Source organism: Streptomyces sp. NPDC006551 (assembly GCF_040611675.1).
Classification (GTDB): domain Bacteria; phylum Actinomycetota; class Actinomycetes; order Streptomycetales; family Streptomycetaceae; genus Streptomyces.
The window spans coordinates 78,641-105,287 of sequence record NZ_JBEXOT010000021.1; the positions used below are offsets into that span (position 1 = coordinate 78,641).

Genomic DNA, 26,647 nt, shown 5'->3' on the forward strand with positions numbered 1-26,647 from the left:
CGGACCCGGGACCGCCGCCCGCGGCCCCCGCTCGGCCGGCGGGGCCGCGAAGGGGCTCGTCGGTCCCGGTGCGGGAGTGCGCGGCGTGGCGCTGCCCGGGCCCCGGGCGGCCGCCCCGTCCCGTACGCGGGGACGGGCGGCGCGGCGTGCGTCAGACTGCTGTGCTCACCTCGGGGCGCGTGGTGGGCGCGTGGGACTTCGCCGTCAGGACCTCGGCGATCGGGGCGTCCACGACCGGGGCGATCCGCACAGGGGCGGTGCGGCGGCGCCGGGTGAGCAGAGCGGTGCCGACCGTGGCCGCGACGACCAGGCCGCCGGCCACGAGGGCTCCCCGTACCCCGAGCAGCTCCATCAGGAGCCCCAGGGTGGGGGGCGCCGCGAGACCCCAGAGCGTACGGATGCTGTTCCAGGCGCCGAGCACCCGGCCGCGCATGTGGGGCGGGGGGTCGGTCTGCAGGACGGTGTTCTGCGCGGTGTCCGCGACGGACTCGGCCACGGCCATGGGCAGGACGAGGACGAGCAGCACGGCCACCGACGGCGCCACGCCCGCGAAGATCTGGAGCAGCGCCCCGGCGAGCGTCAGGAGGGCGACGAGCCGCACTCCGGGCCGGTGCAGCCGGGCGCCGAGGACCGCGCCGACGATGCCGCCGACGGCCAGCACGGTGGCGACCGTGCTGAAGGTGCCGGCGTCCCCCGCGAGGGGGCCGGTGACGAGGACCACCAGGGTGAGCGAGTAGTTGCGGCCGAAGAGCGCGCTGACGGCGTTGAGCCCCGCGAGAGCGACCAGACGCGGGCGGCGGGCGAAGAAGGCCAGGCCCTCGCGCACACCCCCGGCGGGGGCGGAAGCGGGCGCGGTCAGAGTGGTGGCGGCCTTCTCGACCACTGCCGGCTCGTCGCGCCGTACGGGCTTGAGGAAGGGGATCACGCAGGCGACGAAAAGAAACGACAGCCCGTTGGCGACATAGGCGGCGGCCGTGCCGAGGACCCCGACCGTCACACCGGCGAGCGCGGCTCCGACGAGCCGCCCCCCGCTGTGGGCGAGCGAGCCGACCCCGATGGCCGAGGGCACGTCCTCGGTACGGACGAGGTCGTTGCCGAGCAGCGAACAGGCGGGCCCGTCGACGGTGGCGATGAGACCGGTGAGCGCCGCCAGGCCCAGGAGCACGGGCAGGTTCAGCTGGTCGAGCGCCACGAGCACGGCGGTGAGGGCGGCGACGGCGGCGAGCAGCGCCTGGCCGACCGCGGCCGTGAGCTTCCTGGGCCAGCGGTCGACGACGGCCCCGCCCAGCGGCCCGAGGAGCAGGCCGGGAGCGGCCTGGACGGACATGGAGAGCCCGGTCGCGGCGGCGGATCCGGTGATCTGGAGCACCAGCAGGTTCTGGACGGTGAGCTGCATCCAGGTACCGGCGTTGGAGACGAAGTTCGCGACGGCCCACCAGCGCATGCTGCGCCCGCGCAGCGAACGCCACGGCGAACGGTCGTTCTGAGCGTCTCGGGGCGCGGCGGCGGGAGAGGAGGCGGGGAGGGCGGCGGGAGCGACGCCGGGCGAGGGCGGCGTGACGGACGAGGGCGGCGTGGAGGAAGACACAGGAGTACCAGGGAGGCGCGCGGCGGCGCGGACGGGGGAGGCGGGAGGGACCCACCGTGCCTCCCCGTGTGCCGGAGCGACGTTCCGCGAGCGCTCGGCTCTGAGCGGCGGGGCGGTCCCGGCGACCATCGTGGCAGACGGTTCCCGAGAAGCGATCGGCCGATCGCGCGGGGCCGCGCCGCAGGAACCCCTGACAGCCCCAATGGGCCTGCGCCACAAGGGTTTCGGCGCTTCTGGTGGGCTTGCTCACACCGGCCGGAAACGGCTGTTCCCGACAGCCCGGCGAGACGCGCGAGACAGGCACCCGGGCCCCGTCCGGGGAACGGTGCCCGACGGCGGCGGTTGGGCCCGGCGGCGTAATCCGGCGCGCTCGGAAGCGCCCCACGTACGCAGAGTGAAGGAAGGCGAGAGCCGGTGACCCACCGGACACCGGCCGCGGAGAGCACACCGGAGGGAACGCGATGAACAGCGGGGTACAGGTCGAGCTGGACGGCAGGCAGGCACTCGTCACCGGCGGCGCACGGGGACTCGGTGCCGCGATCGTGCGGCGGCTCGCGCAGGCCGGGGCGTCGGTCCTGGTCGCGGACGTACGTCAGGATCTCGCGAAGGAGCTGTGCGAGAGCCTGATCGCCGAGGGGTGCCAGGCACGGCCGGTCATCCTGGACGTCCGGGACGCGGAGGCGGTGGCCGAGGTCTTCCGGGATCTGGACGACGCCGGCGAGGCGGTCGACATCCTGGTCAACAACGCCGCCGTCGACGTCACGAAGTCCGTGGAACAGCTGACGGCCGAGGAGATGACCCGGGTCATCACCACCAATCTGCTCGGCCCGATGTATCTGTGCCGGGAGGCTTACGGGCGCATGGTGGCGCGGGGCGGCGGACACATCGTCAACATCCTCTCGACGGCGGCGATCCGCACGTGGACCGAGGCGGGTCCGTACGCCGCAGGCAAGACCGGGCTGCGCACCTTCACGCACACCCTGTTCAAGGAGGCGCAGCGCGACTGCCCCGGCATCGGCATCACGGGGGTCGTCGCCGGCGGCATGGAGACCGCGTTCATCCTGGACCGCTTCCCGGACGCGGACGTGTCCCTGCTGCAGAGTCCCGAGATCGTGGCGGACACCGTGATGTACGCCCTGTCGGTGCCACCGGGGAGCGCGGTCGCCGAGGTCGTGGTCGTGCCGCGCCGCGAGCCCTCCTGGCCCTGACGTTCCGACCGTCCGACCGCTCCACACCCGACCCGCCCGATCGACGGAATCTCTCCTGGAGGAGGCGCCCTTCATGGCCGACACACTCGGATTCAGCCCGAGGACAGCGATCGTGACCGGTTCCGACTCCGGCATCGGCCGTGCCGTGGCGGTGCGGCTGGCCGAAGCCGGTATGGACATCGGGATCACCTGGCACACCGACGAGGCGGGCGCGGCGGCCACGGCCGACGAGGTGCGCGCGCAGGGGCGGCGGGCCGTGACCGCGCACCTGGACCTGGGGCGGCTGCCGGAGGCGGCCGACGTGGTCGACCTGCTGGCGGAGGAGCTCGGCGGGATCGACGTCCTGGTCAACAACGCCGGAACCGGTACGGCGACGCCCTTCCTCGATCTCGATCTCCCCACGGTCCGGCACGTCCTGGACGTGGATCTCGTCGGGCCTCTGCTCTGCGCGCAGCGCGCGGCGCGACGCATGATCGACCAGGGGGGAGGCGGCCGGATCGTCAACGTCACGTCCGTCCACGAACACCAGCCCCGGGTGGGCGCGGGCCCGTACTGCGCGGCCAAGGGCGGGCTCGGCCTGCTCACCCAGGTCATGGCGCTGGAGCTGGCGGAGCACGGCATCACGGTCAACTCGGTCGCTCCGGGCGAGATCGCCACACCGATGACCGGTCAGGAGGACGAGAACGTTCTCGCCGCGTCCCGGCCGGGCATCCCGCTCGGCCGGCCGGGGGACGCCCGCGAGGTCGCGGCCGTGGTGGCGCTGCTGGCGGGCCGGGAGTCCTCGTACGTGACGGGGGCGTCGTGGACGGTGGACGGCGGGATGCTGCGGATGGGGCCGATGGCCGGCTCGCACCTGGACAGCGACGACTGGCGCAGGCCCTGACACGCCTCGGTGTTCCGCCCCGCGCGAGACGGGGCGGAACACCGGGCTGGGACGGCGTCAGTCCGCCGCTTCCTTGTTGACCTCCGCCGGGGAGTCGTACTTCTTGTCCGGCAGCCTTTCGAGCGCGTCCTTGACCTCCCGATCGGCGTGGTTGCGGGCCGCCCTGTCGACGATGTCCTTCTTCGAGGCCGGGTAGTTCATCCCGGACAGGGCCTTCTGCATGGCGATGGGGTTCACGTTCATACCGGGCAGGTACCCATCGAGGGTCGGACAAACATGGATATCCTGGGCGACCTGCGAGGTTCTCGCCGCGCTCGACGAGGAGCCGGGAGACGTGCGGGGAGACGGCCGGCCGCCGGCACACAGCGGCGCTCAGTCCAGGGGACGGCCGTCGGCGTCGAGGTAACGGAAGCCGCAGCCTGGCGTACGTGCCGCCACCCCGGCCGGCCGGGATCGCTCGTCCTCAGTCGCGCCTCTCCACTGTGCCCGCTCTCGCCCCGTTCAGGCGCTTTCCGGCGCGGCGCCGGTCCCACGTCCGTCAGCAGGCGCGGGCCGACTCCAGCAGGTGGTCGCGTACGAGGGCGACATGGGGGTTGTCCCAGGAGCCGGGGCGTTGCGCGAGGAAGCTGGTGTTGATGGGCGGGTCGGCCGGGTCGTGGAGCAGCACCAGGTCGCCGGAGGCGAGTTCGTCGGCGCAGAGGTAGCGCGGCAGGACGCTGAAACCGCTGCCACCGACGACCGCCGCCTTGACGGCGCGCAGGTCGGGGACGGTGACGGCGGCGTGGGCGGACAGCCGGCGGCCGAAGACGTGCCGCCAGTAGCGGCGGACGATGGGGAGGTCCTCGGCGTACGAGATGAGCGGAACGCCGGACAGTGCCGCGGGGCCGTCGGCGGCGACCCGGGCCGGGCCGCCGATGCGCCGCGCCCAGGCGTCGGCGGCGACCAGGACGAACTCCTCGTCCGTGAGGGGGGTCGAGTCCAGGGAGCGGCCCCGGGGCCGGACGGTGGAGACCACCAGGTCGTGCCGGCCCGCACGCAGCTCCTCCAGCAGGTCGTCGGTCAGCCCGAAGGCGATCCGCACCTGGACCCCTCGCTCCGTCAGGGGCGCCAGTCGGGGGAGGACGCAGTACGAGAGGAACTCGGCGGGGCCCGCCAGGTGGACGGGTGCGACGGTCCGGCCACCGCCCGGCCCGCCGTCGCCCAGCGCCGCGCCGAGGGCGTCCATCGGCTCCGCGATCCGGGAGACCAGTTCGTCCGCGGTGGGCAGGGGCCGGACCCCGCGCGGCCGACGTTCGAAGAGCTCCCGGTTCAGCTGCCGTTCCAGGGCGCGGATCTGGGTCGTCACGGTGGGCTGGGAGAGACCGAGCAGCGGGGCGGCCGCGGTGAAGGACCCCGACCGGTACACCGCGAGGAAGGTACGCAGCAGATCGAGGTCGGGGGGCGCCGCACCGCCGGGCGGCGGCGTCCTCCCCCGCCCCTCGTCCTCGCTCGTCCTACGGCTCACCCCAGGAGCCTATCGGGGCGCCTGCCGGGGTGCCGATCGCGTCAGGCCAGCCGCTTGACCACCTCGGCCGCGAGGGGGGCGGAGGAGGCCGGGTTCTGGCCGGTGACGAGGTTGCGGTCGACGACCACGTGCGGGGCCCAGGGCTCGCCCACCTGGACGTCGACGCCGGCCTCGGTGAGGCGGGTCTCCAGCAGCCACTCGGCCCGGTCGGCGAGGCCGCCCTGCGTCTCCTCGTCATTGGTGAACGCGGCGGCCTTGTAGCCGGCGAAGGCGTTGGCCCCGTCCTCCGTGGTGGCGGCGAGGAACGCGGCGGAGCCGTGGCAGACGACGGCGAGCGGCTTGCCGGAGGCGAGGGCGTCGGTCAGGATCCGGCCGGAGGTCCGGTCGACGGCGAGGTCCTCCATGGGGCCGTGGCCGCCGGGGTAGAACACGGCCGCGTACTCGTCGAGGTTCACGTCCTCGAGGGCGATCGGCTCCTGCAGCTCGGTGATCGAGGCGAGCGCGCGGGCGACCCTGTCGGCGCCCTCCTGGCCGCCGTTGACCTCGGCCGCCAGGCTGCCCTTGTCCACGGTCGGGACGACGCCGCCGGGGGTGGCGACGACGATCCGGTGTCCGGCGGCCTTGAACGTCTCGTAGGGGGTGACGGCCTCTTCGGCCCAGAATCCGGTGGGGTGCTTGGTGCCGTCGGCGAGCGTCCAGTGGTCGGCGCCGGTCATCACGAAAAGGATCTTCGACATGAGGGGTTCTCCGAGAGTGGGGCGGGCCCGGTGGGGCCCGCGGGCGGAAGTCCGGATCGTCAGCGCTGCGATGCTCTCGACACTAGGACGCGCGGAGGCCGGATTCCAATGAAGAACCCGATGCCTGCCATGGGAAGGTCAATGGCTCCCTGGGGAGGAAGACGGGACGCCGCCGTCGTGGTCGTGGGGCGGCGGATCACGGCTGCTCGTCTGCGTCCGCCTCCGGCGCCGGTTCCTGCAGGGCGGACTGGGTCTGGACACGGCGGCCGACGACGGCCGCCGCTGCGAGGGCGCTGCCGATGAAGGCGGTGGCGACGACCCAGGGCCGGTCGAGAACGTGTCCGCTGGCGTGGTCGAGGGAGTAGCGGCCGGCGCCGGCGATGCCGATCGCGGCGGCGGTGAAGCCGAGGAACGCCGGGTATTCGTAGCCGCCGCCCTGGGCGAAGAAGCCCGCCGGGGCGTGGACGGAGACCGCGCCGGCCATGGCGCCCGCCGCGGCGGCGCCCGCGGCCGGGGTGGCGAGGCCGAGGGCGAGCAGGGCACCGCCGCCCGCCTCGCCGAGGCCCGCGGCGATCGCGCTCTCGCGTCCCGGCGAGAAGCCCATCGCCTCCATCGCCTGGGTGGTTCCTTCGATGCCGCCTCCGCCGAACCAGCCGAGGAGCTTCTGGGTGCCGTGGGCGGCGAGCACGGCGCCGGTGCCGACCCGCAGGACGAGCAGGCCGAGGTCGCGCCGGTTGAGGCTGGTCATAGGGGTCTCCCGGTCGTGAGTTCGAGGGCGCGCGGGGTGTACGACGTGCCCTCCGTCCTCCACTGTCGCCGCCCTGGGGGCCGGGGCCTCAGCGTTACTGCGCCACACGGGTCATGCTCCGCGGCGGTTGTCCGGTCACGCTCGGGTGAGAGGGCTTCTGCCGCCCGGGCATCCGATCGCCGTCACCGTCCCCACTCCATCGCCATCGCCGTCGCCGTCGCCGTCGCCGTCGCCATCACCGTCACCGTCACCGTCACCGTCGCCGTCGCCAGGAGGCTTCCGGCCGCCCGGCCGGGGCCCGTGAGCCATGCGCTACATTTTGCCGGTCCACGCCCCACGATCATTCGCGATCACTTCTGTTCGGAGCCGGCATCCCATGATCGACATCGTCAACGGCCTTGGCCGGGCCACCGCCTACGGCGCCCTCGGTGTCGTGCTGCTGATCCTCGGCATCGTCCTCGTGGACGTGCTGACGCCGGGGAAGCTCGGCCGGCAGATCTGGCAGGAGCGCAACCGCAACGCCGCGATCCTGCTGAGCTCGGCGCTGCTCGGCATCGGCGGGATCGTGTTCACCTCGATCTGGACGACCTACGACCACTTCGGCAAGGGTCTCGCCTCCACGGCGGCGTTCGGTCTGCTCGGCCTGGTGATGATGGCCGTGGCGTTCCTGGTGGTGGACCTGGTCACGCCCGGCAAGCTGGGCGCCACCCTGATCGACCCCGAACCGCACCCGGCGGTCTGGGTGACGGCCTCGTGCAACCTGGCGGTCTCCGCCATCGTCTCCGCCTCCATCGCCTGAGCCGTACGCCGCCCGCGCCGGGCCCGCCGGCCCCGGCGCGGGTGGCCCCGGCCCGGCGCGGGCGGGCTCGACTCCCCCGCTCCCCCTCCCCCGAGGCCGAGCGCCGGCCGCCCCAACGCCGGCAGGAGAACCGTCGTTTCAGCGCTCGGCCGGCTCGACCTCCAGGAACCGCCTGCCGCGCGGCCCCCGGTAGAGCAGCGCCTCCCAGCCGAGCCGTTCCAGAACGGGCACGAGCCCGGCGAGCGCGGCATCCTGTTCCCGGACCGCTCCGCTGCCCGGCGGCCCCAGCCACTCCACGACGACAACGCCGGGCCGCTCACCGGCCCCGACGCGATAGCCGGTCGCCACACGCGCGCCGGAGGCGTCGACGGCCGAGGGAGGGGTCTTCGCCGCCTCCAGGGCGAGCGCGATCGCCCGGACCGGCTGTCTTCGCTCCCACTCGGCCGGCGGCGTAGGCGGGTCGCCGCCGTGGCCGTGGGTCAGCCGCCTGATCTGGAGCAACCCCTCCCAGGCCGCTCGTACGTCCCGTGTACGCTGTTCGGCCTCCCCCGCCGGCGGCGGAGGGCCGTCCCCCGTCGCCGCCTCGAACGTCCCTCCGTTCACAGCAGCCGCCTGATGTCGCCGCGGACCCGGTAGAAGCCGCCCGAGGCGGCGTGCAGGGCGTCGACCACATACCGGGCCCCCGCCTCCCGGATCGCCCGCGGGAACTGCACGTTCCAGGACGGTTCGTAGCCCGCGGAGACCACGTGCACCCGGGTCCGGCCGCCCTCCTGGACGCACTCCACGATCACCGATCCGGCCGGCGCGGCGCTCACCGACGCCACGGCCGTCACCGTCGTCGCCGGCTCGTACGTCGGGAGGGCCGCGGCGAGCTTGATGTCCTTGGCGACCGGCACCGTGCCCTGCTGGGCCGCGGCGATCGCCGTCTCGCTCGCGTCCACGCACACCAGCGAGCCGTCCGTCGTCACCAGGTAGAGCCGCTCGTCGCGGTACTGCATGGAGAGCGCCGAACCCCCGCCCGTGCCCAGCTTCCAGAGCCGGGTGCCGTCCTCGGCGAAGCAGTACACCGAGGAGGCCGAGTCGGCGGCGAAGACGAACCGGCCCCCGGGGGAGGTCGCGCACGAGTACACCGGGCTGTCACAGGCGTACACGGCCTCCACCCGGCCGTCCTTCTTGGCGAGCCGCTGCACCTTCCGGTGCGTCGTGCCCGCGTACACGGCGGCGTCCTCCTGCCAGCCGAAGAGCACCCCGCCGGCCGTGGCCGTGTGCCACAGCTCGCCGCCGCCGTCCGGGGCGTAGGCCGTGACGCCCTTGCTGTGCCCGTGGTAGACGCCGTCGCCGTCCGCGCGGACCATCCAGGCGTGATCGCCCCGGCTGCCGCGGGACCACTGGTGCTCGTCCTCGTGATCGATGACGGTCAGCCGCCCCGCCCGGTCGGCGACGTTCAGCACGCCCTCGTGGATGTCCAGCCAGAAGATGTCCACATCGGCGGCGATGTCGTAGGCGGCGAAGGGCAGTTTCGACGACAGGTCGTACACCCGGCCGTCGTCACAGCCGGCGTAGATCCAGAAGTCGTCGGCGACCAGGCACTTGACCCCGTCCGGGAGGTTGAACCGGGCCAGGACCTCGCCCCCCTGGCTCAGCCTGTACACATCGCCGGACTGGTTGCCGACGTACACGTCGTCGTCGCCCACATGGATGCCGAAGGCCGCGGAGCCAGTCCGGAACCGCCACAGGACCGGGGCGACCGCGCGCGCCGTGGAGGGCGCGGAGACGACCTCGCGGCGGGTGACCGCGCGGGCCGCGCGCTGTCCCGGCACCGCCGGGGCGTACCCCTTGCGGACCTTCTCGCCTATCTTCTTCGCCGCCGCGGCGCGCGCCTTCTCGGCGGTGGGGAACGTCGAGGTCTGCGTCTGCCCGGCCGCGCCGATGCGTCCGTAACGGACCGACACCACCAGGCCGTCGACCGTCACTTCGTAGAACTTGTGCGCGCCGCCGCCGTCCTGCGACAGCTCCAGATAGGTCTTCGTCGTCATGTCGAGAACGGTAGGGTCAGCCACTGACAACGGCCCTCGACCCGGCTCAGCGCTGGCTGCGGCCGCTGGTCACCGCGTAGTACTGCAGGTCCTGCCGGTCGACCGGGCGGCGCACCGGGTAACGGCTCGCCACCGATGTCGTGGACCGCCCCTCCCGCACCACGGTGGCCTCGCTGTGTCCGGTGCGCAGCGGCAGGAGTCGCGCGTGCACGCCTGCCGGTGCCCGGTGGGCGCCTCGCGTATCCCCGACGACGGTATCCACCCGCGCCGGGGCCGTGAGGAAGCTCAGTACCTCCACCGTGTCCCGGGGCGTGGCCGTGCCCTCGCGCGGCTCTGTCACCTTCGGCTGGACGGAGGTGGACGGCGCGTCGGCCACGAACTGGACGCGGGAGGTCAGGTAGAGCGTGTCGCGGACGATCTTCGGCCACGTGCCGGTCTTGAAGCGGGTCAGGTAGTAGGAGGAGAGGTCGAGGTAGGCGTAACCGTTGTGGAGCGAGGGCGCGAAATGGGTCCCCTCGGAGTAGTCGTTCCAGGTGGTCAGCTGAACCCAGTCGGCCCCTGACGCGATGGCCGCGTCCCAGCTCGCCCGCAGTGTCTCGGTGTTGCCGGCCTCGTCGTAGACGCCCTGGTTGGGCCGGGCGTCCTGGACGGAGACCGGCTGCATCCAGATCTTGCCGAGCCGGTGGGCGCGCTGGGTGTCGGCGGTGGCGCCGGACTGCCGGTGGTGGGTGCGGCTGCCCCATTCGGAGAAGCCGTGGCTGATCGCGGCGTACTGCTCGCGTTCCGGTGTGAAGTCGAGGAAGAGCGGGACGAGTGCGGTACGGATGCCGTGCCGGGACCTCAGCTCGTTCATCGTCCGCTGCCACCAGGCGGGTTCCTTCTCCTCCGCCTTGAACGGGGAGACGACGAGCCGGCCGTCGGCGAGACGGTGGGCCGCCGGGTGGCGGGCGAGTCGCGCGAGCGAATCGGCGAGGGCGGCCGGGGTGGTGGACAGCGAGGTCATGTCCGGCATGAGCTGGACACGGAAGCCGGGGTCCTCCTCGGCGGCCGCGCGCATCAGCAGCTCGACGCGCTCCCAGTTGCGTCCGCTCTGGGCCAGGATGTCGACGGTGAAGCCGTCGAGCCCGGCGTCGCGCGCGGTACGGATCTCCTGGCGCAGATGGGCCAGTTCCCACTCCCCGGTCTCCGGCCGGACGGGGAGCGGGCGGTCGCGCAGCAGTCCTCCGTAGGCGCGGTGCTTGCCCTGCTCGCCGTCGGCGGTGAGGTAGTGGCGGGCGTAGTAGTCGTTCCGGGGCGGCTGGTTGTCCAGCGAAAGGGGGTACGGCGTGAAGTAGTGGGCGAAGACCAGCTTGCCGGAGGCGCGCAGTTCGCGGGGGTCGGGCAGGTCGAACGGGAGCGCCGTGCTGTACTGCTCCGGCGGCGCGGCGGCCTGCTCCGCCGGGGCGCCGAAGCGCAGCGCGTCCGCGGCGCCGATGCCGGCCAGGGAACCGACGAGCAGGACGCCCAGCGCGAGCCCCGGGAGGAGCCGCCGCCGGCCCGGTGCGCGGTGGGGCCGGGACGGCCGGCGCCTTCGGCCCGGGTGGGCGGGTGCTTCGGGAGTGGACGCCATGGCAGTCCTTCCGGCGGATCGGAGCGGCCGCGGTCCCGCGGACTGGCAGTAGTACAACGGATCCGGCACCCGGGGACAACAACCGTCGGAGCGTGGTGAACGGCCCTGGCCGACCCGGCCGGTACCGCTTACGCGTCCGTCGTGAGGCGTGACCGGTGACATGTCTCGCCTGGGGACGTTCCGCATCCCGTCCCCGCTCCGCCGGATTCTTTTCGCCTGGAAAGCGACTCCCCCCACTTCCCGCGTTCGGCTGCGAGGACGTGGTGCTTTTCGCCACAGTGGAGAGTGCCGCACTCTCCGCGCCCCCTTCCGGCCCGGCAAGGTGCGGCTGCCGCCGCGCCCTTCCTTTCGTGACGTCACCTGGGCCGACAGCCCTGCGGGGCGCTCCGGGCGGTCACCCCGCGCGGACGCGGGACGTCATGTCACGAGTTGAACGAGCCATCACCTTCTGAGGTCTTTCGCGTGAACAGCAGCGGACGTGCGCGTGTTTGTCGTACTGTTCCGCGTTGCGACACCTGTTTCATCGGTCAGGGGCCCGATGAACGGTGTGGTGAACGTCGACACGTGCCTGGGGGGGTACATGTGGCATGCCCGCACGACCGAGACCAATTCCGCACGTACGAAGGCGAGTTCACGACCGGCTCATTTGCACTCACGCGCCAAGGCGCGCTGGTATCCGGCCGCCGCGCTGGCGGTGGACGTCCTGGGGGCGGGACTGCCCACCGCGCTGATCCTGCGTGTCGAGCGGCAGCCGTACGCCTCCGCCGGCGCCGTCGTCGCCGCCCTCGCCTGGACCGGGTTACGCGCCCTGCGGCGCCGGTACGCGGCGCGTGAACTGGGTGAGTCCCGAGGAAGCCTGCCCGTCCTGCACGACTGGCTGATCCTCCTCGGTGTGCTCGCCGTCGTGCGCGCCGCCGCCGATCTGCACCACCCGCCGCTGCTCTGCCTCGCGGCCCTGCTCCCGTCGCCCGTACTCACCCTGATCTGCACCAAACTGACCTGGCATCACCTCGTCGCGGCGCGCCGCGAAGCACAGGTGGTCACCCGGGTCCTGGTCCTGGGCGAGCCCCACGCGGCCGATGACGTGGCCGAGCACCTGGCGGGCCGCACCGACCATCCGTACGTCGTGGTCGGTGTCGTCGCGATCGGGGACGGCCCGGTCCGTACGGGTGCCCCAGTGGCCGCCCGGCTCGGCGCGCTGATGCCGGAGGCCGCCGACGGGGACACCACTCCCGTGCTCGCCGCCGCCCGGCGTCTGGAGGCGGACGTCGTGCTGGTCGCGGCCGGCGCGCGCATGGCGGGCGAACGGCTGCGCCGGCTCTCCTGGGGGCTGCACGACGCGGGCACCGAACTCGCCCTCGCTCCCGGCCTGGTGGAGTGCGCGGTCAAGCGTCTGGAGACGACATCGGCGGCCGGGATGGCACTGCTCAGGGTGGCGCCTCCGGTGCGCGGCGGTGTGCAGCAGGTGCTGAAGTCCGTGATGGACCGGGCGGGCGCGGCCCTGGGTCTGCTCGTCCTGTCACCGCTCTTCCTCACGATCGGCGCGGCGGTCCGGCTGACCTCTCCCGGGCCCGTGTTCTACCGGCAGATACGGATCGGTCAGGGCCGGTCCCCGTTCGTGATGTGGAAGTTCCGCACCATGTACGTGGACGCCGACGCCCGCAAGGCGGCGCTGTCGCACGCCAATGAGCACGACGGTCTGATGTTCAAGATGCGCCGGGACCCTCGGGTGACCCGGGTGGGGCGGCTGCTGCGCCGCACCTCGCTGGACGAACTCCCGCAGCTGATCAACGTGTTGCTGGGTTCGATGTCGCTCGTGGGGCCGCGTCCGCCACTGCCGGAGGAGGTGGCGCGGTACGGCGACGTGGAGCTGCGCCGGCTCACCGTGCGGCCGGGGATGACCGGCCTGTGGCAGATCAGCGGCCGCTCGGACCTGTCCTGGGACGAGACGATCGAGCTGGACCTGCACTATGTCGACAACTGGTCGTTCACCAGCGACGTCGACGTCATGGCCCGTACGTTCCGCGCCGTCGTCGACGGTCGCGGAGCGTACTGACGGGCCGGCCTCATGGGTTCAGCTCTGGGCCCGCCACCAGGCGTAGGTGGAGGCGATGCCGTCCCGGAGGGCGATCTGCGGCTTCCAGCCGAGACCGGTCAGCCGGGACACGTCGAGCAGCTTGCGCGGGGTGCCGTCGGGCTTGGTCGTGTCCCAGGCCAGTCGGCCCCGGAATCCGGTCACCTCGGCGACGGTCTCGGCCAGTTCGCGGATGGTGAGGTCCTGGCCGCAGCCGATGTTGACCGGATCGTCGCCGTCGTACGTCCGCAGCAGGACGGCGCAGGCGGCGGCGAGGTCGTCGACGTGCAGGAACTCACGCCGGGGGGTGCCGGAGCCCCAGAGCGTGATCTCCTCGCGCCCGCTCTCGCGGGCCTCGTGGAAACGGCGGATCAGCGCCGGGAGGACGTGCGAGGTCTCCAGGTCGAAGTTGTCCCCGGGGCCGTAGAGGTTGGTCGGCATCGCGGAGATGTAGGCGGCGCCGTACTGCTTGCGGTACGACTGCACCTGCACGATGCCGGCGATCTTGGCGAGGGCGTAGGCCTCGTTGGTGGGTTCGAGCGGGCCGGTGAGCAGCGCGTCCTCGGAGATGGGCTGGGGCGCCAGCTTGGGGTAGATGCAGGACGAGCCGAGGAAGAGCAGCCGCTCGACCCCGGCGGCGTGCGCCCCGGCGACGACGCTCAGCTGGATCTGGAGGTTCTCCTCCAGGAACTGCACCGGCCGAGTGCTGTTCGCCAGGATCCCGCCGACCTTGGCTGCCGCGAGCACCACGGCGTCGGGACGCGTCGTGGTGAGGAACTCGGCGGTCCGTGCCGCGTCGCGCAGATCGAGTTCGGCGCGGGTCCGGGTGATCACCTCGTGCCCGTCCGCGGTGAGCCGGCGGGCCACGGCGGAGCCGACGAGGCCGCGGTGTCCGGCGACGAACACACGGGCGCGCTCGGGCAGATACGACGGTGCTCCCGTCGGATCGGCCTTCGGGGCGGTCGTCGGGACGGTCGTCGATTCAGTCATGGCCCGGATCATGCCAGGCCGCGGGGGCGACAACACACCAGATCAGGATCTTTTCAGCGTTCCATCACAGACCCGGATGTCATCAGACATCCGTTATGCGCGGACCGGCCGGGGGCCGGTCCGTCGGGGAGGGGCACCACGTATGAGCAAGACCGCACTCATCACGGGCGTGACCGGCCAGGACGGCTCGTACCTGACCGAACTGCTGCTGTCCAAGGGCTATACGGTGCACGGCCTCGTCCGCCGTTCGTCCAGCTTCAACACGGAGCGGATCGATCACGTCTACCAGGATCCGCAGCAGGCGAACCGCTCGTTCGTGCTGCACCACGCGGACCTCTCGGACGGGGTCGCGCTGGTGAACCTGCTCCGCGACATCCGCCCCGACGAGGTCTACAACCTCGGCGCGCAGTCCCATGTGCGGGTCTCCTTCGACGCCCCGCTGTACACGGGCGACGTCACGGGCCTCGGCTCGCTGCGGCTGCTGGAGGCGATCCGGGCGAGCGGCATCGACACCCGGATCTACCAGGCGTCGTCCTCGGAGATGTTCGGAGCGACGCCGCCGCCGCAGAACGAGCGGACCCCCTTCCATCCGCGCAGCCCGTACGGCGCCGCCAAGGTCTTCGCGTACTGGTCGACGGTCAACTACCGCGAGGCGTACGGCATGTTCGCCGTCAACGGGATCCTCTTCAACCACGAGTCCCCGCGCCGCGGCGAGACCTTCGTGACCCGCAAGGTGACCCGGGCCGTGGCGCGGATCAAGGCCGGGCTGCAGGACCGGCTGTATCTCGGCAATCTCGACGCGGTACGTGACTGGGGGTACGCCCCCGAGTACGTCGAGGCGATGTGGCGGATGCTGCAGCAGGACGAGCCGGACGACTACGTCGTGGCGACCGGGGTTCCGGCGACGGTACGGCAGTTCGTGGAGACGTCCTTCTCCCACGCCGGCCTCGACTGGGCGGAGTTCGTACGCTTCGACCCCAAGTACGAGCGGCCCAGCGAGGTGGACGCGCTGATCGGGGACGCGAGCAAGGCGCACGACGTGCTCGGCTGGAAGCCCGCCGTCCTGGTGGAGGAGCTGGCACGGATCATGGTCGACGCCGACGTCCGGCTCGTCGAGGACCAGTTGGCCGGCGTGACGGTCCGCATCGACCGCTGAGCCGCTCCTTTCCGCGCCCGGCGTACCGGATCGGCCAACTCCACCGCACTGGTGGCCAATTCATCATACAGTGCGCAATCATCACAGGGCATGGCACGACTTCGCGCCACATCGACTGGGCTATCACGCCTGGGGGGAACATGCGTAGATCCTGGGGGCTCACCGCTGCCCTCGCACTCACCGTCGCGGCCGGAGCCGGGGGCTCTCTGGCCCCGACGGCCACGGCGCTGACGCCACCGGTCGCCTTCACCGCGGACGATCTGCCGACCTGGCAGACCAACGGCATCGTCTGGGCACTCGCCGAGGCGAACGACACCGTCTTCGTCGGCGGCACCTTCTCCGAAGTGCGTCCGCCCGAGGGCGGCACCGGCACTCCGCGGAGCGCCGTCAACTTCGCCGCGATGAACGCGGCGACGGGCGCGCCCACCGGCTGCTCCCTCTCCTTCACCGTCGGCAGCGGCACCGCGACCGTGCGGGCCCTGGCGGTCTCGCCGGACGAGAAGACGCTGTACGCCGGCGGTTACTTCGGCGCCGTCAACGGCACGCCGGTCTCCAGCCTCGCCGCGATCGACATCGCCACCTGCGCGCCGAAGGCGGCGTTCCACCCGAGCTTCCCCGCCACCGTGCGCGCACTCGCCGTCACCGACACCACCGTCTACGCGGCCGGCGACTTCGGCACGGTGGAGGGCCAGACCCGCCAGCGGTTCGCCGCCGTCACCACAGCGGGCGCGCTGCTGCCGTTCAAGGCCGACGCTGACGAACCGGGCCGGGCCATCGAGGTGACGCCGGACGGACAGCATGTGCTGCTCGGCGGTGACTTCTTCACCGTCAACGGAGCGAACTCCCACGCGCTCGCCGTGGTGAACTCCACGACCGGCGCCGTGACCAAGGCGTATCCCAACGGCTGGATCCCGCAGAACTCCGTCGTGAAGGACATCGAGACCGACGCCACCGGCTTCTACACTGGCAACGAGGGAACCGGCGGCGGCGTCTTCGACGGGCGGATCGCCCTGAACCTCTCGGACTTCGAGCAGCGCTGGCGGGACACCTGCCTGGGCGCCACGCAGGCGGTCCGCTCGTACGAGGGGGTGCTGTACAGCGCCTCCCACGCGCACGACTGTGCCAGCGTGGGCGAGTTCCCGGACGGGCGCCGCTACCACCTGCTCGCCCAGCCGACCACGTCGACCGGCAAGCTCGGCTGGTTCCCGGACACCAACGACGGCATCGGCGAGGGCATCGGCCCGCGCGCCTTCGCCGTCTCCGGCACCGGTGCCACCAAGTACCTCTGGGTGGGCGGGGAGTTCACCACCACGAACGGTGCCCCGGCGCAGGGTCTGACCCGCTTCGCCTCCGGCCCCGACACCGGCGCTCCGACCGTTCCCGTGGCCAGTGCCGCGGCCGTCGGGCCCGGCGCCGTGCAGGTCCGCTGGCGCTCCAGCCTCGACCTGGACGACTCCGAGCTGACGTACAAGGTCTACCGCAACGGCGCGGCCACCCCGGTCGCCACCGTCGTCGGCGACTCCCTGCACTGGTCGCGCCCGCAGGTCTCCTTCAAGGACACCGACGTGACCCCGGGCCAGACCTACTCGTACCGCGTGACGGCCAGTGACGCGGCCGGTAACACCAGCGGCCTGTCCGCGACCTCCACGGTGACCGTGCCGGTCTCGCCGGAGCCGTACGCCTCCCAGGTGATCGCCGACGGTGCCGGTCTGTACTGGCGCTTCGACGAGTCGACGACGCCGTACGCCGCCGACTCCTCGGACGGGAACAACAGCGGTCTGTACGTCAACGCCCCGGCGCTGCGCCAGACCCCGGCCGCCGTCACCGGAGCCTCCACGGCCGTGGCGCTCAACGGCACGGACGAGCAGATCCACACCGACAAGCGCCAGAACGTCACCGGCTCCTTCACCGTCGAGACGTGGTTCAAGACGACCACGAACCGCGGTGGCAAACTGATCGGCTTCGGCAACAACACCACCCGCAACAGCGGCAGCTACGACAAGCACCTGTACATGACGAACACCGGCAACGTGGTGTTCGGCGTCTACACCGGCACCACCCGTACCCTCACCTCGTGGGGCTCGTACAACAACGGCGCCTGGCACCACGCGGTCGGCACCCAGGGCCCGGACGGGATGCGGCTGTACATCGACGGCCAGCTGGCCGGCTCGAACAACGTCACCACCAACCAGCAGTACGCGGGCTACTGGCACGTCGGAGCCGACAACCTCTCCGGCTGGCCGCTGCGTCCGACGAGCAGCTTCTTCGCCGGCCAGCTCGACGAGGCCGCCGTCTACCCGTCGGCGCTCACCGCGGCGCAGGTCGCCAAGCACCACAGCCTGGCCACGGCACCGGCCGACTCGGTCAGCACCGTGACCGCGACGGAGGACACCTACGTCAACGCCGGGGCGCCGGGTACCAATTACGGCACGTCCAGCTCGCTGGCGGTGCGCGGCACCTCGGCGTACGCGTCGTACCTGCGGTTCACGCTGCCGTCCGCCCCGGCGGGCACCGTCCTCAAGAGCGCCCGGCTCGCGGTGAAGACGAGCACCATGACCGGCGCGGGTTCGGCGGACAGCCAGTCCGTGGTGCCGGTCACCGGCGCGTGGACGGAGACGGGGCTGACGTACAACAACCGTCCGGCGCTCGGCTCCGGGGCGATCGGCACCCTGAGCGGTGCCACGGACGACTCGGCGGTCTACTCGGCGGCGCTGGACACCTCGGCGCTCTCGGCGGCCCTCGGCGGCTCCTACAGCGTCGCGCTGACCAGCACGGGGACCGACCCGCTGTGGCTCTGGTCGTCCGAGGCGACGGCCGCGGAGGGCACTCCGCAGCTGGTGCTGACCTTCGGCGCCCCGTAAGCACCGACCCGTCGATGACAGGACGCGGGGCCCGGCGGGTCCGGGCCCCGCGTCCGACGTACCACAGGAGCTCCTCATGCGTCGTCCTCCTCACCGGCGCCCGGCGGCAGCCGCCCTCGTGCTGGCCGCCGTGCTCGCCCTCTCCGCCTGCTCGTCCTCCGACGATGCCGGCGGCGGCAGGGCCGGCGGGCCGTCGAAGGCCGCGGGACCGTCCCGTTCGGCGGCCGTGCCCGACCGGCAGGCCGAGGCGGAGCCGCCCGGCCCCACCCCCTCCATCTCCCGGGGCCCTGTCGTGCCGGACGCCGAACTCAAGCCGGTCACCGGCTCGTTCACCCAGGACCAGAAGGCATATCTGAGCGGACGGGTACCGAAGGACACGGACCCCGCCGCTGTGCTGCAGACCGGCCAGGAGTCCTGCCAGCGCCTCGAGCGCACCGCCAAGCGGGACAAGGACGCGGCCGTCGGAGCGATCATCGCCGGCGACATCCGGGACGCCGAGGCGGCGATCACCCATCTGTGCACCGCCCAGAAGCCCCTGCTCGCCACGGCGAAAACGGGTTTTCCCGACGGCACCACCAAGACGCCCCGGGCCGGGACGTACCGCGCGCTCACCACCGACCCCGCGTGCGCCTGGCGCGCGCTCGACGCCGACGGCAAGGTCCTCGCCTCCGGGCCGTCGCCCGGCGACGACGGCCCGGTGAAGGCGGGGATCCCCGCGAGGACGGCGGAGTTCGTCTCCAGCTCGTGCTACGCCTGGCTGCCCGCCTGACCCTTGCGGACGGACTCGTAGACGCCGAGCAGGGTGTCGAGGACGGCCTCCATCGAGAACGACTTCCCGGCCAGCTCGTGGGCCGCCGCGGAGGCGGCGGCGTTCGCACCGGGATCAAGGAGGGCGCGGACGGCCGGTGCCAGGCCGGCGGCGTCGGTCACGACGCGGCCGGCGCCCGCCTTCTCGATGTCCCGGGCCAGGCCGTTGGAGGTGGTGACGACGGCCGGTGTCCCGACCGACAGCGCCTCCAGCACGGACATGGGGAAGGGTTCGTCGACCGACGGCAGGACGTAGAGGTGCGCCCGGCGCAGCTCCTCCAGCATCCGCTCGGCCGACAGCGGGCCCGGCAGGCTCACCCGGTCCCGCAGCCCCAGCTCGGCGACGAGCGCGTCCACGGCCGCCCGCTCGCCCTCGTCGGGACCGGCGAGCACGAACGAGGCGTCGGGGTGGTGGCGCAGGATCTCGGGCACGGCGGCGACGAAGTCGGTGGGCCGCTTGCGGGCCTGGAGCCGGGCGGCGTAGAGGACGCGGGGCGGCCCGGCCGGGTCCGGCCGCGGCTCCTGGGCGGGGACGCCGTTGACGAGCCGTACGGAACGCTCCAGGGGGCCGCCCGCGACGGCGTCCAGGTCCCTGCGCTCGCGCCCGGTGAGATGCAGGACGGCGGAGGCTCCCCGCAGGACACGGCGGACGGCCACCGCGTCCAGGATCCTGGCGAGGGTCCTGTCGCTCGGGTCGACCATGCCGTGCGTCTGGAGCACGAGCGGGCGCCCGGCCCGCAGCGCGGCGAGCGCGACGGGCAGGGTCACCAGGTCCCGCGCGAGGTGGACATGGACGATGTCGGCGTTCCGCACGAGCGCGCCGGCGCCCGCGAGCAGCGCGGGCGAGGTGATGCCGCTGAAGCCGAGCGGCAGGATCGAACGGGCCTGGTAGAGGCGCGCGGGTACGCCCTCCACTTCCGTGGGCAGCGCGCCTCCCTCGGCGTCGAAGCCGTCGCCGAGCCCGGTCAGGCGCACCCGGTGCCCGCGCGAGGCGAGGCCCCGGCAGAGGTTGAGCGCCACCCGCACCGGTCCGCCGAAGGCGTGGGTGGGGCTGTGCAGGGTCACGGCGTGCAGAACACGCAGGCCGCCGCTCATGCCGGCATCGGGAGGGGTCGGCGGCCCTCGGCCGTGTGGAGGGTGAGCTCCGGCAGGTCCTTGTGGAGGGTGGTGCCCGCGGCGACGACGGCGTGGCGCCCGACGGTGACGCCGGCGAGGACGGTGGCGCGGGCCGCGACCCAGGCGCCGTCCTCGACGGTGATCGGGGCGTTGCGGTAGCGGAAGTCGGCGGCCCGGTGGTCGTGGCCGCCGGTGCACAGCAGCGCCTCCTGGGAGACGCAGACGTGGGCCCCGAGGGTGACGGGCTCCAGGTTGAGCAGCCAGGCGCCCTCGCCGATCCAGGTGTGGTCGCCGACGGTCAGCTTCCACGGCCACAGGACCCTGACCCGGTGCCGTATCAGCACCCCGTCGCCGATGGTGGCGCCGAAGGCGCGGAGCAGCGCGACACGCAGCCGGGCGGGACAGAACCACGCCATGAAGACCGTGTTCATCACCGCGAACCAGAGGGCCTGCACGAGTCTGCCGCGGCCCTTGTCGTAGCCGGCCAGCGTGAAGGCCGGGAGATTCCGCATGAGTTACCCCCCAACGGCGCCTCCCCTGGCACCGAGAAGGTCAGACTAACGGTTGACGCGAGGCGACAGGGGGGCGTCGGTAGACTGCCGCGCGGTGGCGTTCGGGGGCGGGTGCGGAAACGCGTCGGCGCCGGGACGCGCGGGGAATCCAGGGGGCGGGATGACGACCGACGTACGCGGTGCGAAGACGGCCACGCGGGCGCGCCCCGGCCCGGCCGCCCCCGCCCCGCTGCTGCTCGCTCCTCCCGTCTCGCCGCGCACGCTGCTGTCCCGCGCGCTGTCGATCCCGCTGGTGCTCGGGTTCTCCGTCTTCCTGCCGCTGCTGGTGGCGGTCCAGCCCGGCGCGGGTGCGCGTGATGCCGCGTACTACCTCCAGATCGCTCTGACGATGTACGCCGGGGCCCGGCTCTCGGCGATGATCCTGACCAGCCGGCGCAAGCTGCTGCAGGGGTCGTTCTGGCTCTTCGTCTACATGGCGATGGGAGTGGCGCCGCTGGCGCAGGCCGTGCTCGGCCGGGTGCCGACCCCGGTGGTCGGCCCCCGCTCGGACCTGACCGCGGCGGTCGCGCTGGTCCTCGTCGGCTGCGCCGCCTTCGACCTGGGATCGCTGCTGGCCCGCGGGCGGCCCGGCGGTTCGAGGCGGTCCGAGGAACGCCCGGCGCTGGTGCACCGGCGCCGGCTGTATCTCCTGGTGCTGTTCGCCTTCGCGTGCAGCGGACTGTTCGTCGTCAAACTGGGCGGTCCCGCGGTCTTCTTCTCCAGCCGTCAGGAGATCATCGCGGGGATCGAGGAGGCAGGGGTCTCGCAGGCCGACTCGCAGGCCGGGCAGGCGTTCCTGCGCGGCTTCGGCACGGTCCCGGCGCTCTTCGCCCTCCTGGCGTACAGCCGTTGGCTGGTCACGTCGCGGCGGGCCCGGCGCCGCCCTATGGTGATCGCCGTCTTCCTCGCCCTCGTGATCCTGAACTGCGTGGTGAACAACCCGGTCTCCAACCCGCGTTACTGGTTCCTGACGGTGATGTTCTCCCTGCTCTTCACCGTCTTCCCGGTGAGCGCGGCGATGTACCGGTCGGCGCTCAGCCTGGGGGTGGTGATGGCGCTGATCGTCTTCCCGTTCTCCGACCGGTTCCGTTACGACGAGAAGAACTACCGCCCGGTCGAGACGACGTCGGTCCTGGAGCCGCTGGCGCTGAAGGACTACGACCAGGTCGGCATGTTCGCCAACACCATCACGCTCGTGAACTCGGGGAGCCGGCACCGCTACGGCCGGCAGCTGGCGGGCTCCGTGCTCTTCGCGGTGCCGCGCTCGGTGTGGCCCGGCAAGCCCCGGGACACGGGGGTGATGGTGGGCCAGTGGATGGGGACGGTGAACACGAATCTGTCCTCGCCGGTCTGGGCCGAGCTGTGGATCGACTTCGGGGCCGTCGGCATGGGCGCCGGGATGCTCGGGCTCGGCTACGCCGCCGCGCGCGTGGACGGGCGGTTCGCCCGCCGGGGTACGCGCAGGGCGCCGCCGGGCAGTCTGCTCTCGCTGGTGGTGCCGCTGGTCGCGGGCTACTCCTTCATCCTGCTGCGCGGCCCGTTGCTCCAGGCCTCGGGCCGGGTGGCGATCGCCCTGATCTGTATCGCGCTGGTCACCACGTGGCGTCAGGACAAGGGCGCCGCGCTGCGCTGACCCTCGGCCTGCGGGTCGTGGCGTTCGGGGCGCCTGCGGGCGACGCGTGCCCAGGCCGCGGCGGCCTTGAGGGCGGAGCCGGCCGCGAGTCCCCAGGCGGCTCCGGCGGCGCCGCCGAGGAGGTAACCGCCGAGCATCAGGGCGACGGCGAGCAGGGAGAAGACGACCTGGACGGAGAGGGTGGCGCGGGGGCTGAGGACGCGCAGGGAGACCAGGGCGCAGGTGCCCGCCGCCATCACCGCGTACTGGCTTCCGGTGGCGGGCAGCAGCGATGCGGCGGACTGCCAGGTGTCCCCCAGGAGTTGGCGGCCCACGCGATCGGGCAGTGCGTACAGGACGGCGGCCCAGCCGGCCGCGAGGACGGCGAGGACGCCGCCGAGTGCGGCGGCGGCGCGGACGGTGGCGCGGCGGGAGCCGGCCCGGCCGAGCAGCGGCGGCCCGAAGGCGTTGACCGAGGTGAACAGGACGTTGAGCGGGCCGAAGAGCGTGGAGGCGCCGCGCAGCGCGCCGACCGCGAGCGGGGCGGCGAAGAGCCCGAGGCCGAGGACGGCGAGCTGGCTGGCGGCGTTGCCGACGGCGAACTCGACGACGAAGCGCCGGCCGAGGTGGCCCTTGCGCAGATGGCGGCGCGGGTCGCCGGGGCGGTTGCGTACGGAGGGGCGGAGCAGGGCGAGCCCGAGGAGCACGGCGGGCAGCGCCGACAGCCCCCAGACGAGGACGAGACTGCCCGGTGAGGTGCCGTACGGCTGGAGCAGCAGGGCCGGGACGGCACAGGCGAGGCGCAGGGTGTCGGCGGCGAGGGCCCGGTCGGGCCGGCGGAGCGCGGAGAAGGCGTACCGCAGGCCGTCCTGGACGAGGACGACGGGCAGCACCAGGCCGAGCGCGAGGAACGCCCGGCCGGTGGTGCCTCCGGTGAGCGCCCCGCCGGAGATCAGCAGGAGCCCGCCTGCGGCGGAGGCCAGGGCGGTGAAGGTGACGGCGGAGCGGGCGGCGGCGCCGACCGCGTCGTCCTCGCCCTTCTCCAGGACGACGCTCTGGCCGACGAAGGCCATGTTGAGGCCGAGGAGCACGGTGAAGGTGATGTAGACCATCGAGAAGGCGGCGAAGCCGTCCGCGCTGGACGCCCTCGCCGCGATCACCAGGACGGCTATGTTGGTGAGGCTGGACGCCGCCTGGTCCAGGACCGAGGCGGCGACGGTGACGGCACGTCTCACCGATCGCCCGCGTGGATGTCGCCGGGGCGCGGGTCCTGGGCGCGCAGTTGGCGCAGGGCGACGGTGTCGGAACCGTCGCCGAGGATGATCTGCTCGGGTTCGGCGGCGAACTCCTCGGTGTCCGCGGGGCCCTGGGCGGTTCGGCGGCCGCGGTCGCCGGCGCCCCGACGGCCGGTGGACCGCTGGGCGCCGCTGCGCCGGCCCCGGGTGTGGACGACGGCGCCGAGGACGGTGCCGCCGGCGCCCGCGATGAGTTCACGGATGCGCTGGAGGTCGGCACGGTGCACACTGCGCGGGTCGCAGACGATCAGGACGCCGTCGACCCGGTCGACGAGGGCGAGGGCGTCGGCGTAGTTGAGGACCGGCGGAGCGAGCACCACGACGGTGGAGTTGGGCGAGTCGGCCTCGGAGATCAGCCGGGAGACCCTGGGCGCGGTCAGGGCGCGGGCCACGTTGCGTACCCGTTCCCCCGGCACGAGGCGGAAGGAGCCTGACTCACCCGCGTCGACGGTGAGTTGACGGCGGGAGGGCCAGCCGCTCTCCTCGCTGCCCTTGACGTCCGTCGGAGTGCTCCAGCGGGGGGCGCTCGCGGCGTGGGCGCGCAGGCGGCCGGCGAGCGTGGGGGTGCGCAGGTCGGCCTCGATGAGCAGGACGTCCTTGCCGGTCTCGGCGAAGGAGGCGGCCAGGTGGGAGGCGACGGCAACGGCGGCGTCGTTGTCGCCGCGCGGGGCGACGACGAGCAGGCGGCGACGGTCGGCGAACCGCTGGTCGTAGGCGAGACGGAAGGCGACGGAACGGTACTCCTCCGCGACCCGGGCGTCGGTGTGGTCGTCCGCCAGCAGGACATCGGTGGCGCCGCGCGGGAGCGTGCCGAGGACGGGGGCGCGCACGGCGCGGGCGACGTCGCCGGCGGAGCGCGGGGAGGGGTCGAAGACGAGCCGGACCCAGGCGGCGAGCAGGCCGAGGGCCACGCCGACCAGGGCGCCGAGGCCGAGGCTCATGGGAAGTCCGGGGCCGTCGGAGTAGCCCGGGGCGCTGGCGGTGCGGATGACGGTGCCGGGTGACATGTCGAGCGACTTGAGCTGGCTGATTCGTGCGTCGAGCTCGTTGATCCGGTTGAGCAGGTTGGTCTTGACGCCGTACTCGGCGTCACGGGCGGCCCCGTCCGGCATCCGGTCGAGTTCCTTGGTCTTCTGGTCGTGCTTCTTGGCGACCTCGTCGAGCTGTTTCTGCTGGCCCTCCAGCATGGTGGCCCGCACGTCGGTCCACTGCTTCTCGCGCAGCTCCAGATAGGCCCGGGTGACCGCGTTGGCCCGGTCCGCGGCGGCCTGTGGCGTGTCGGCGGTGTAGGTGAACTGGAGGACCTGGCTCTGCGGCGGGTTGGTGACCTGCAGGTCCTTCTGGAGTTTGCCGATGGTGCCGGTCCAGCCGAGCTTCCTGGCGGCCTGCTCGGCGACGCTGCTGCTGAGCGCGGTCTGCCGCTCGGACCCCATGTTGAGGGTCTTGTCCTGCGAGATGCTGGGGTTGAAGGGGTCGTTGACGGGTGCGCGGAGCACGACCTGGCTGGTGGCGACGTAGGTGTCGGCGTTGGACAGGCCGAACCAGACGCCGCCGAGGAGGCCGATGCCGACACCGGCGCCGATGACCGTGCGGTAGCGCAGGAGCTGGCGGAACTGGTCGCGCAGCAGCTCCGGTTCGTCGTCCTCCACGGCGGAGACGTGCGTGTGCGTCACGTGCGCGGACCCCCCAGAGCCTCGTCGATCAGTGCGTCGATCCGGGCGAGTCCGGCCGCCCGGGTCAGATGGGCCTCGACATGTCGGGGCCCCTGGGCGCCGAGCGCGTCGGCGGCCGCCGGATCGTCGCCGAGTCTACGGACCTCGGCGAGGAGGGCGTCGGGATCTTCCGGCGGAACGAGGACCCCGGCGCCCGAGCGCAGCACTTCGAGCGCTGTTCCGCCCTCGGCGGCGACGGAGGCCACGACGGGCCGGCCGGCGGCGAAGTAGGAGGTCAGCTTGGAGGGGACGCTCATGTCGAGGACGGAGGCGCGCTGGGTGACGGCGAGGACGTCGGCCGCGGCGAGGACGTCGGGGAACTCGTCGTCGCCGACGGGCTCCATGAAGTCGAGGTTGGCGAGGCCGGCCGCGAGCGTCCGGAGGTGAGCCCGCTGGTTGCCGTCGCCGAGAAGGACGAACCTGGTCTTGGGGTCGCGCCGGGCGGCCTCGACCAGAACGTCGAGTCCCTGCTTGAGGCCCATGTTTCCGGAGTGCAGCACGACGGTCTCGCCGTCGCGCCAGCCGAGCCGGGCCCTGGTCTCGTCCCGGGGAGCCGAAGGGCGGGCGACGTGCGACCAGTTGGGCACGAGGCGTATGCGACGGCGGTCGACGCCGAGGGCGGCGACCTTGTCGACGAAGGTCTCGTGGATGACGCCGACCAGGGTGGCTCCGCGCAGGGCGTGGCGCTCGGCCCCGGCGGCGAGGGCGGCGGCGCGGTCGCCGCCGCGGATGCCGCTCTGCGCGGCCGCGGCCCCCATCAGGTCCTGGACGACGGGTACGTACGGTACGCGCCAGCGGGCGGCGAGGCGGGCGCCGATGATCCCGCCCGCGAGGCTGGGCATCTGGGACAGGACGGCGTCGGGCCGGGCCATGGACGGCGGGGCGAGCAGACCGTGGAAGAGCACGGTGGCCTCGAAGGCGGCCCGCCGTAATGCGGTCTGCCGGGGTGGGACCGTGTGGCGTCTGCGGTGGACGACGACTCCGGCTCGCTCCTCCGTGCGGCGCCAGACTCCGGCGTAGGCCGGGTCGAGGGACCAGGAGGGGTAGTGGGGCATGCCCGCGAGGACATGGGTCTCGTGGCCGAGGCGCGCCCAGTGCTCGGCGATCTGGGTGGCGTAGGGACCGATCCCGGCGTGCTCCGGTGCGTAGTTCGTGGACACCAGCAGAAGTCGCCGCCGTCCGGCCGGCGTACCCTCCCCGTTCGGCCGACCGGCCGCTGTCTCCCCCATGCCGCCGCCCCTCTCCCCCGGTTCGCGGACTGGGTTCACCCTAGTCGTTCACCCCTTCTCGACGGAACGTGCACGCTATCGTCGGAAAGTCCTTCGCGCTGGGGAGCGCGAACGCACTTGGGGGGGTTCCCA

General features: G+C 72.9%; 22 protein-coding genes. 8 read left to right on the plus strand and 14 right to left on the minus strand.

Annotated features, from left to right (window positions below):
- Window positions 1–151: 151 nt before the first annotated feature.
- A complete protein-coding gene (locus tag ABZY12_RS20075; RefSeq protein ID WP_356892077.1) occupies window positions 152–1,588 on the minus strand; it encodes an MFS transporter in 1,437 nt (478 codons plus the stop codon).
- Window positions 1,589–2,049: 461 nt separating this feature from the next.
- On the opposite strand from ABZY12_RS20075, the gene ABZY12_RS20080 reads away from it, so the two are divergent.
- Both ABZY12_RS20080 and ABZY12_RS20085 read left to right on the plus strand, forming a co-directional pair.
- Complete coding sequence (locus tag ABZY12_RS20080; protein WP_356892079.1) at window positions 2,050–2,796, plus strand: SDR family oxidoreductase; 747 nt, start codon at window positions 2,050–2,052, stop codon at window positions 2,794–2,796.
- Between the two features lie 73 nt (window positions 2,797–2,869).
- Entirely contained in the window at window positions 2,870–3,679 is an 810-nt protein-coding gene (locus tag ABZY12_RS20085; protein WP_356892081.1) for an SDR family oxidoreductase, read from the plus strand.
- 57 nt (window positions 3,680–3,736) lie between these two features.
- Here the strand turns inward: ABZY12_RS20085 and ABZY12_RS20090 are convergent, their stop codons facing one another.
- The 4 genes from ABZY12_RS20090 to ABZY12_RS20105 form a co-directional block, all read right to left on the minus strand.
- Entirely contained in the window at window positions 3,737–3,922 is a 186-nt protein-coding gene (locus tag ABZY12_RS20090; protein WP_356892083.1) for a DUF2795 domain-containing protein, read from the minus strand.
- 295 nt (window positions 3,923–4,217) lie between these two features.
- On the minus strand, window positions 4,218–5,183 hold the full coding sequence (locus tag ABZY12_RS20095) for a LysR family transcriptional regulator (protein ID WP_356892085.1): 966 nt from the start codon (window positions 5,181–5,183) through the stop codon (window positions 4,218–4,220).
- A gap of 41 nt (window positions 5,184–5,224) precedes the next feature.
- On the minus strand, window positions 5,225–5,920 hold the full coding sequence (locus ABZY12_RS20100; protein ID WP_356892087.1) for a type 1 glutamine amidotransferase domain-containing protein: 696 nt from the start codon (window positions 5,918–5,920) through the stop codon (window positions 5,225–5,227).
- Between the two features lie 196 nt (window positions 5,921–6,116).
- The gene (locus ABZY12_RS20105) at window positions 6,117–6,668 is read right to left on the minus strand and encodes a DoxX family membrane protein (protein ID WP_356892089.1); all 552 of its coding nucleotides are present in this window, start codon (window positions 6,666–6,668) and stop codon (window positions 6,117–6,119) included.
- A gap of 376 nt (window positions 6,669–7,044) precedes the next feature.
- On the opposite strand from ABZY12_RS20105, the gene ABZY12_RS20110 reads away from it, so the two are divergent.
- Window positions 7,045–7,467, plus strand: coding sequence for a DUF350 domain-containing protein (locus ABZY12_RS20110; RefSeq protein ID WP_356892091.1), 423 nt, complete (start codon window positions 7,045–7,047; stop codon window positions 7,465–7,467).
- 138 nt (window positions 7,468–7,605) lie between these two features.
- Here ABZY12_RS20110 and ABZY12_RS20115 read toward each other — a convergent pair whose 3' ends face one another.
- Genes ABZY12_RS20115 through ABZY12_RS20125 form a run of 3 tightly spaced genes read right to left on the minus strand, consistent with a single transcriptional unit; the run spans window position 7,606 to window position 11,112 of the window.
- Complete coding sequence (locus ABZY12_RS20115; protein WP_356892093.1) at window positions 7,606–8,070, minus strand: hypothetical protein; 465 nt, start codon at window positions 8,068–8,070, stop codon at window positions 7,606–7,608.
- Window positions 8,067–9,503, minus strand: coding sequence for a WGR domain-containing protein (locus tag ABZY12_RS20120; protein WP_356892095.1), 1,437 nt, complete (start codon window positions 9,501–9,503; stop codon window positions 8,067–8,069). The genes ABZY12_RS20115 and ABZY12_RS20120 overlap by 4 nt, the downstream gene beginning before the upstream one ends.
- Before the next feature lie 46 nt (window positions 9,504–9,549).
- A complete protein-coding gene (locus tag ABZY12_RS20125; RefSeq protein ID WP_356892097.1) occupies window positions 9,550–11,112 on the minus strand; it encodes a glycoside hydrolase family 71 protein in 1,563 nt (520 codons plus the stop codon).
- Between the two features lie 538 nt (window positions 11,113–11,650).
- Between ABZY12_RS20125 and ABZY12_RS20130 the strand changes: the two genes are divergently transcribed.
- A complete protein-coding gene (locus tag ABZY12_RS20130) occupies window positions 11,651–13,168 on the plus strand; it encodes a sugar transferase (protein ID WP_356892099.1) in 1,518 nt (505 codons plus the stop codon).
- A gap of 18 nt (window positions 13,169–13,186) precedes the next feature.
- On the opposite strand, the gene ABZY12_RS20135 is transcribed toward ABZY12_RS20130, so the two are convergent.
- Window positions 13,187–14,176 (minus strand): GDP-L-fucose synthase, encoded by a 990-nt coding sequence (locus tag ABZY12_RS20135; RefSeq protein WP_356892101.1) that lies wholly within the window; start codon window positions 14,174–14,176, stop codon window positions 13,187–13,189.
- Window positions 14,177–14,318: 142 nt separating this feature from the next.
- On the opposite strand from ABZY12_RS20135, the gene gmd reads away from it, so the two are divergent.
- The 3 genes from gmd to ABZY12_RS20150 all read left to right on the plus strand — a co-directional run bounded on the left by gmd (window position 14,319) and on the right by ABZY12_RS20150 (window position 18,962).
- Window positions 14,319–15,332, plus strand: coding sequence for a GDP-mannose 4,6-dehydratase (gmd, locus tag ABZY12_RS20140; protein ID WP_356892103.1), 1,014 nt, complete (start codon window positions 14,319–14,321; stop codon window positions 15,330–15,332).
- Between the two features lie 140 nt (window positions 15,333–15,472).
- Window positions 15,473–18,193, plus strand: a complete 2,721-nt coding sequence (locus ABZY12_RS20145) for a DNRLRE domain-containing protein (RefSeq protein ID WP_356892105.1) — start codon at window positions 15,473–15,475, stop codon at window positions 18,191–18,193.
- Window positions 18,194–18,269: 76 nt separating this feature from the next.
- Window positions 18,270–18,962: a hypothetical protein gene (locus ABZY12_RS20150; protein WP_356892107.1), complete on the plus strand. Its 693-nt coding sequence runs from the start codon at window positions 18,270–18,272 to the stop codon at window positions 18,960–18,962.
- Here ABZY12_RS20150 and ABZY12_RS20155 read toward each other — a convergent pair.
- Together ABZY12_RS20155 and ABZY12_RS20160 are read right to left on the minus strand one after the other, a co-directional pair.
- A complete protein-coding gene (locus tag ABZY12_RS20155) occupies window positions 18,941–20,083 on the minus strand; it encodes a glycosyltransferase (protein ID WP_356892143.1) in 1,143 nt (380 codons plus the stop codon). The genes ABZY12_RS20150 and ABZY12_RS20155 overlap by 22 nt on opposite strands.
- An 8-nt stretch (window positions 20,084–20,091) precedes the next feature.
- On the minus strand, window positions 20,092–20,628 hold the full coding sequence (locus tag ABZY12_RS20160; protein WP_356892109.1) for a WcaF family extracellular polysaccharide biosynthesis acetyltransferase: 537 nt from the start codon (window positions 20,626–20,628) through the stop codon (window positions 20,092–20,094).
- Between the two features lie 160 nt (window positions 20,629–20,788).
- Here ABZY12_RS20160 and ABZY12_RS20165 point away from each other — a divergent pair, with 160 nt between their 5' ends.
- Window positions 20,789–22,300, plus strand: a complete 1,512-nt coding sequence (locus ABZY12_RS20165; protein ID WP_356892111.1) for a hypothetical protein — start codon at window positions 20,789–20,791, stop codon at window positions 22,298–22,300.
- On the opposite strand, the gene ABZY12_RS20170 is transcribed toward ABZY12_RS20165, so the two are convergent.
- From ABZY12_RS20170 to ABZY12_RS20180, 3 genes are read right to left on the minus strand one after another with little or no spacing between them, the layout of a single operon-like run.
- A complete protein-coding gene (locus ABZY12_RS20170; RefSeq protein ID WP_356892113.1) occupies window positions 22,273–23,514 on the minus strand; it encodes a hypothetical protein in 1,242 nt (413 codons plus the stop codon). The two genes, ABZY12_RS20165 and ABZY12_RS20170, sit on opposite strands and share 28 nt — an antisense overlap.
- On the minus strand, window positions 23,511–25,247 hold the full coding sequence (locus ABZY12_RS20175) for a lipopolysaccharide biosynthesis protein (RefSeq protein ID WP_356892115.1): 1,737 nt from the start codon (window positions 25,245–25,247) through the stop codon (window positions 23,511–23,513). The genes ABZY12_RS20170 and ABZY12_RS20175 overlap by 4 nt, the downstream gene beginning before the upstream one ends.
- Window positions 25,244–26,449, minus strand: coding sequence for a glycosyltransferase family 4 protein (locus ABZY12_RS20180; protein WP_356892145.1), 1,206 nt, complete (start codon window positions 26,447–26,449; stop codon window positions 25,244–25,246). Before ABZY12_RS20180 ends, ABZY12_RS20175 begins: the two co-directional genes overlap by 4 nt.
- Between the last annotated feature and the right edge of the window lie 198 nt (window positions 26,450–26,647).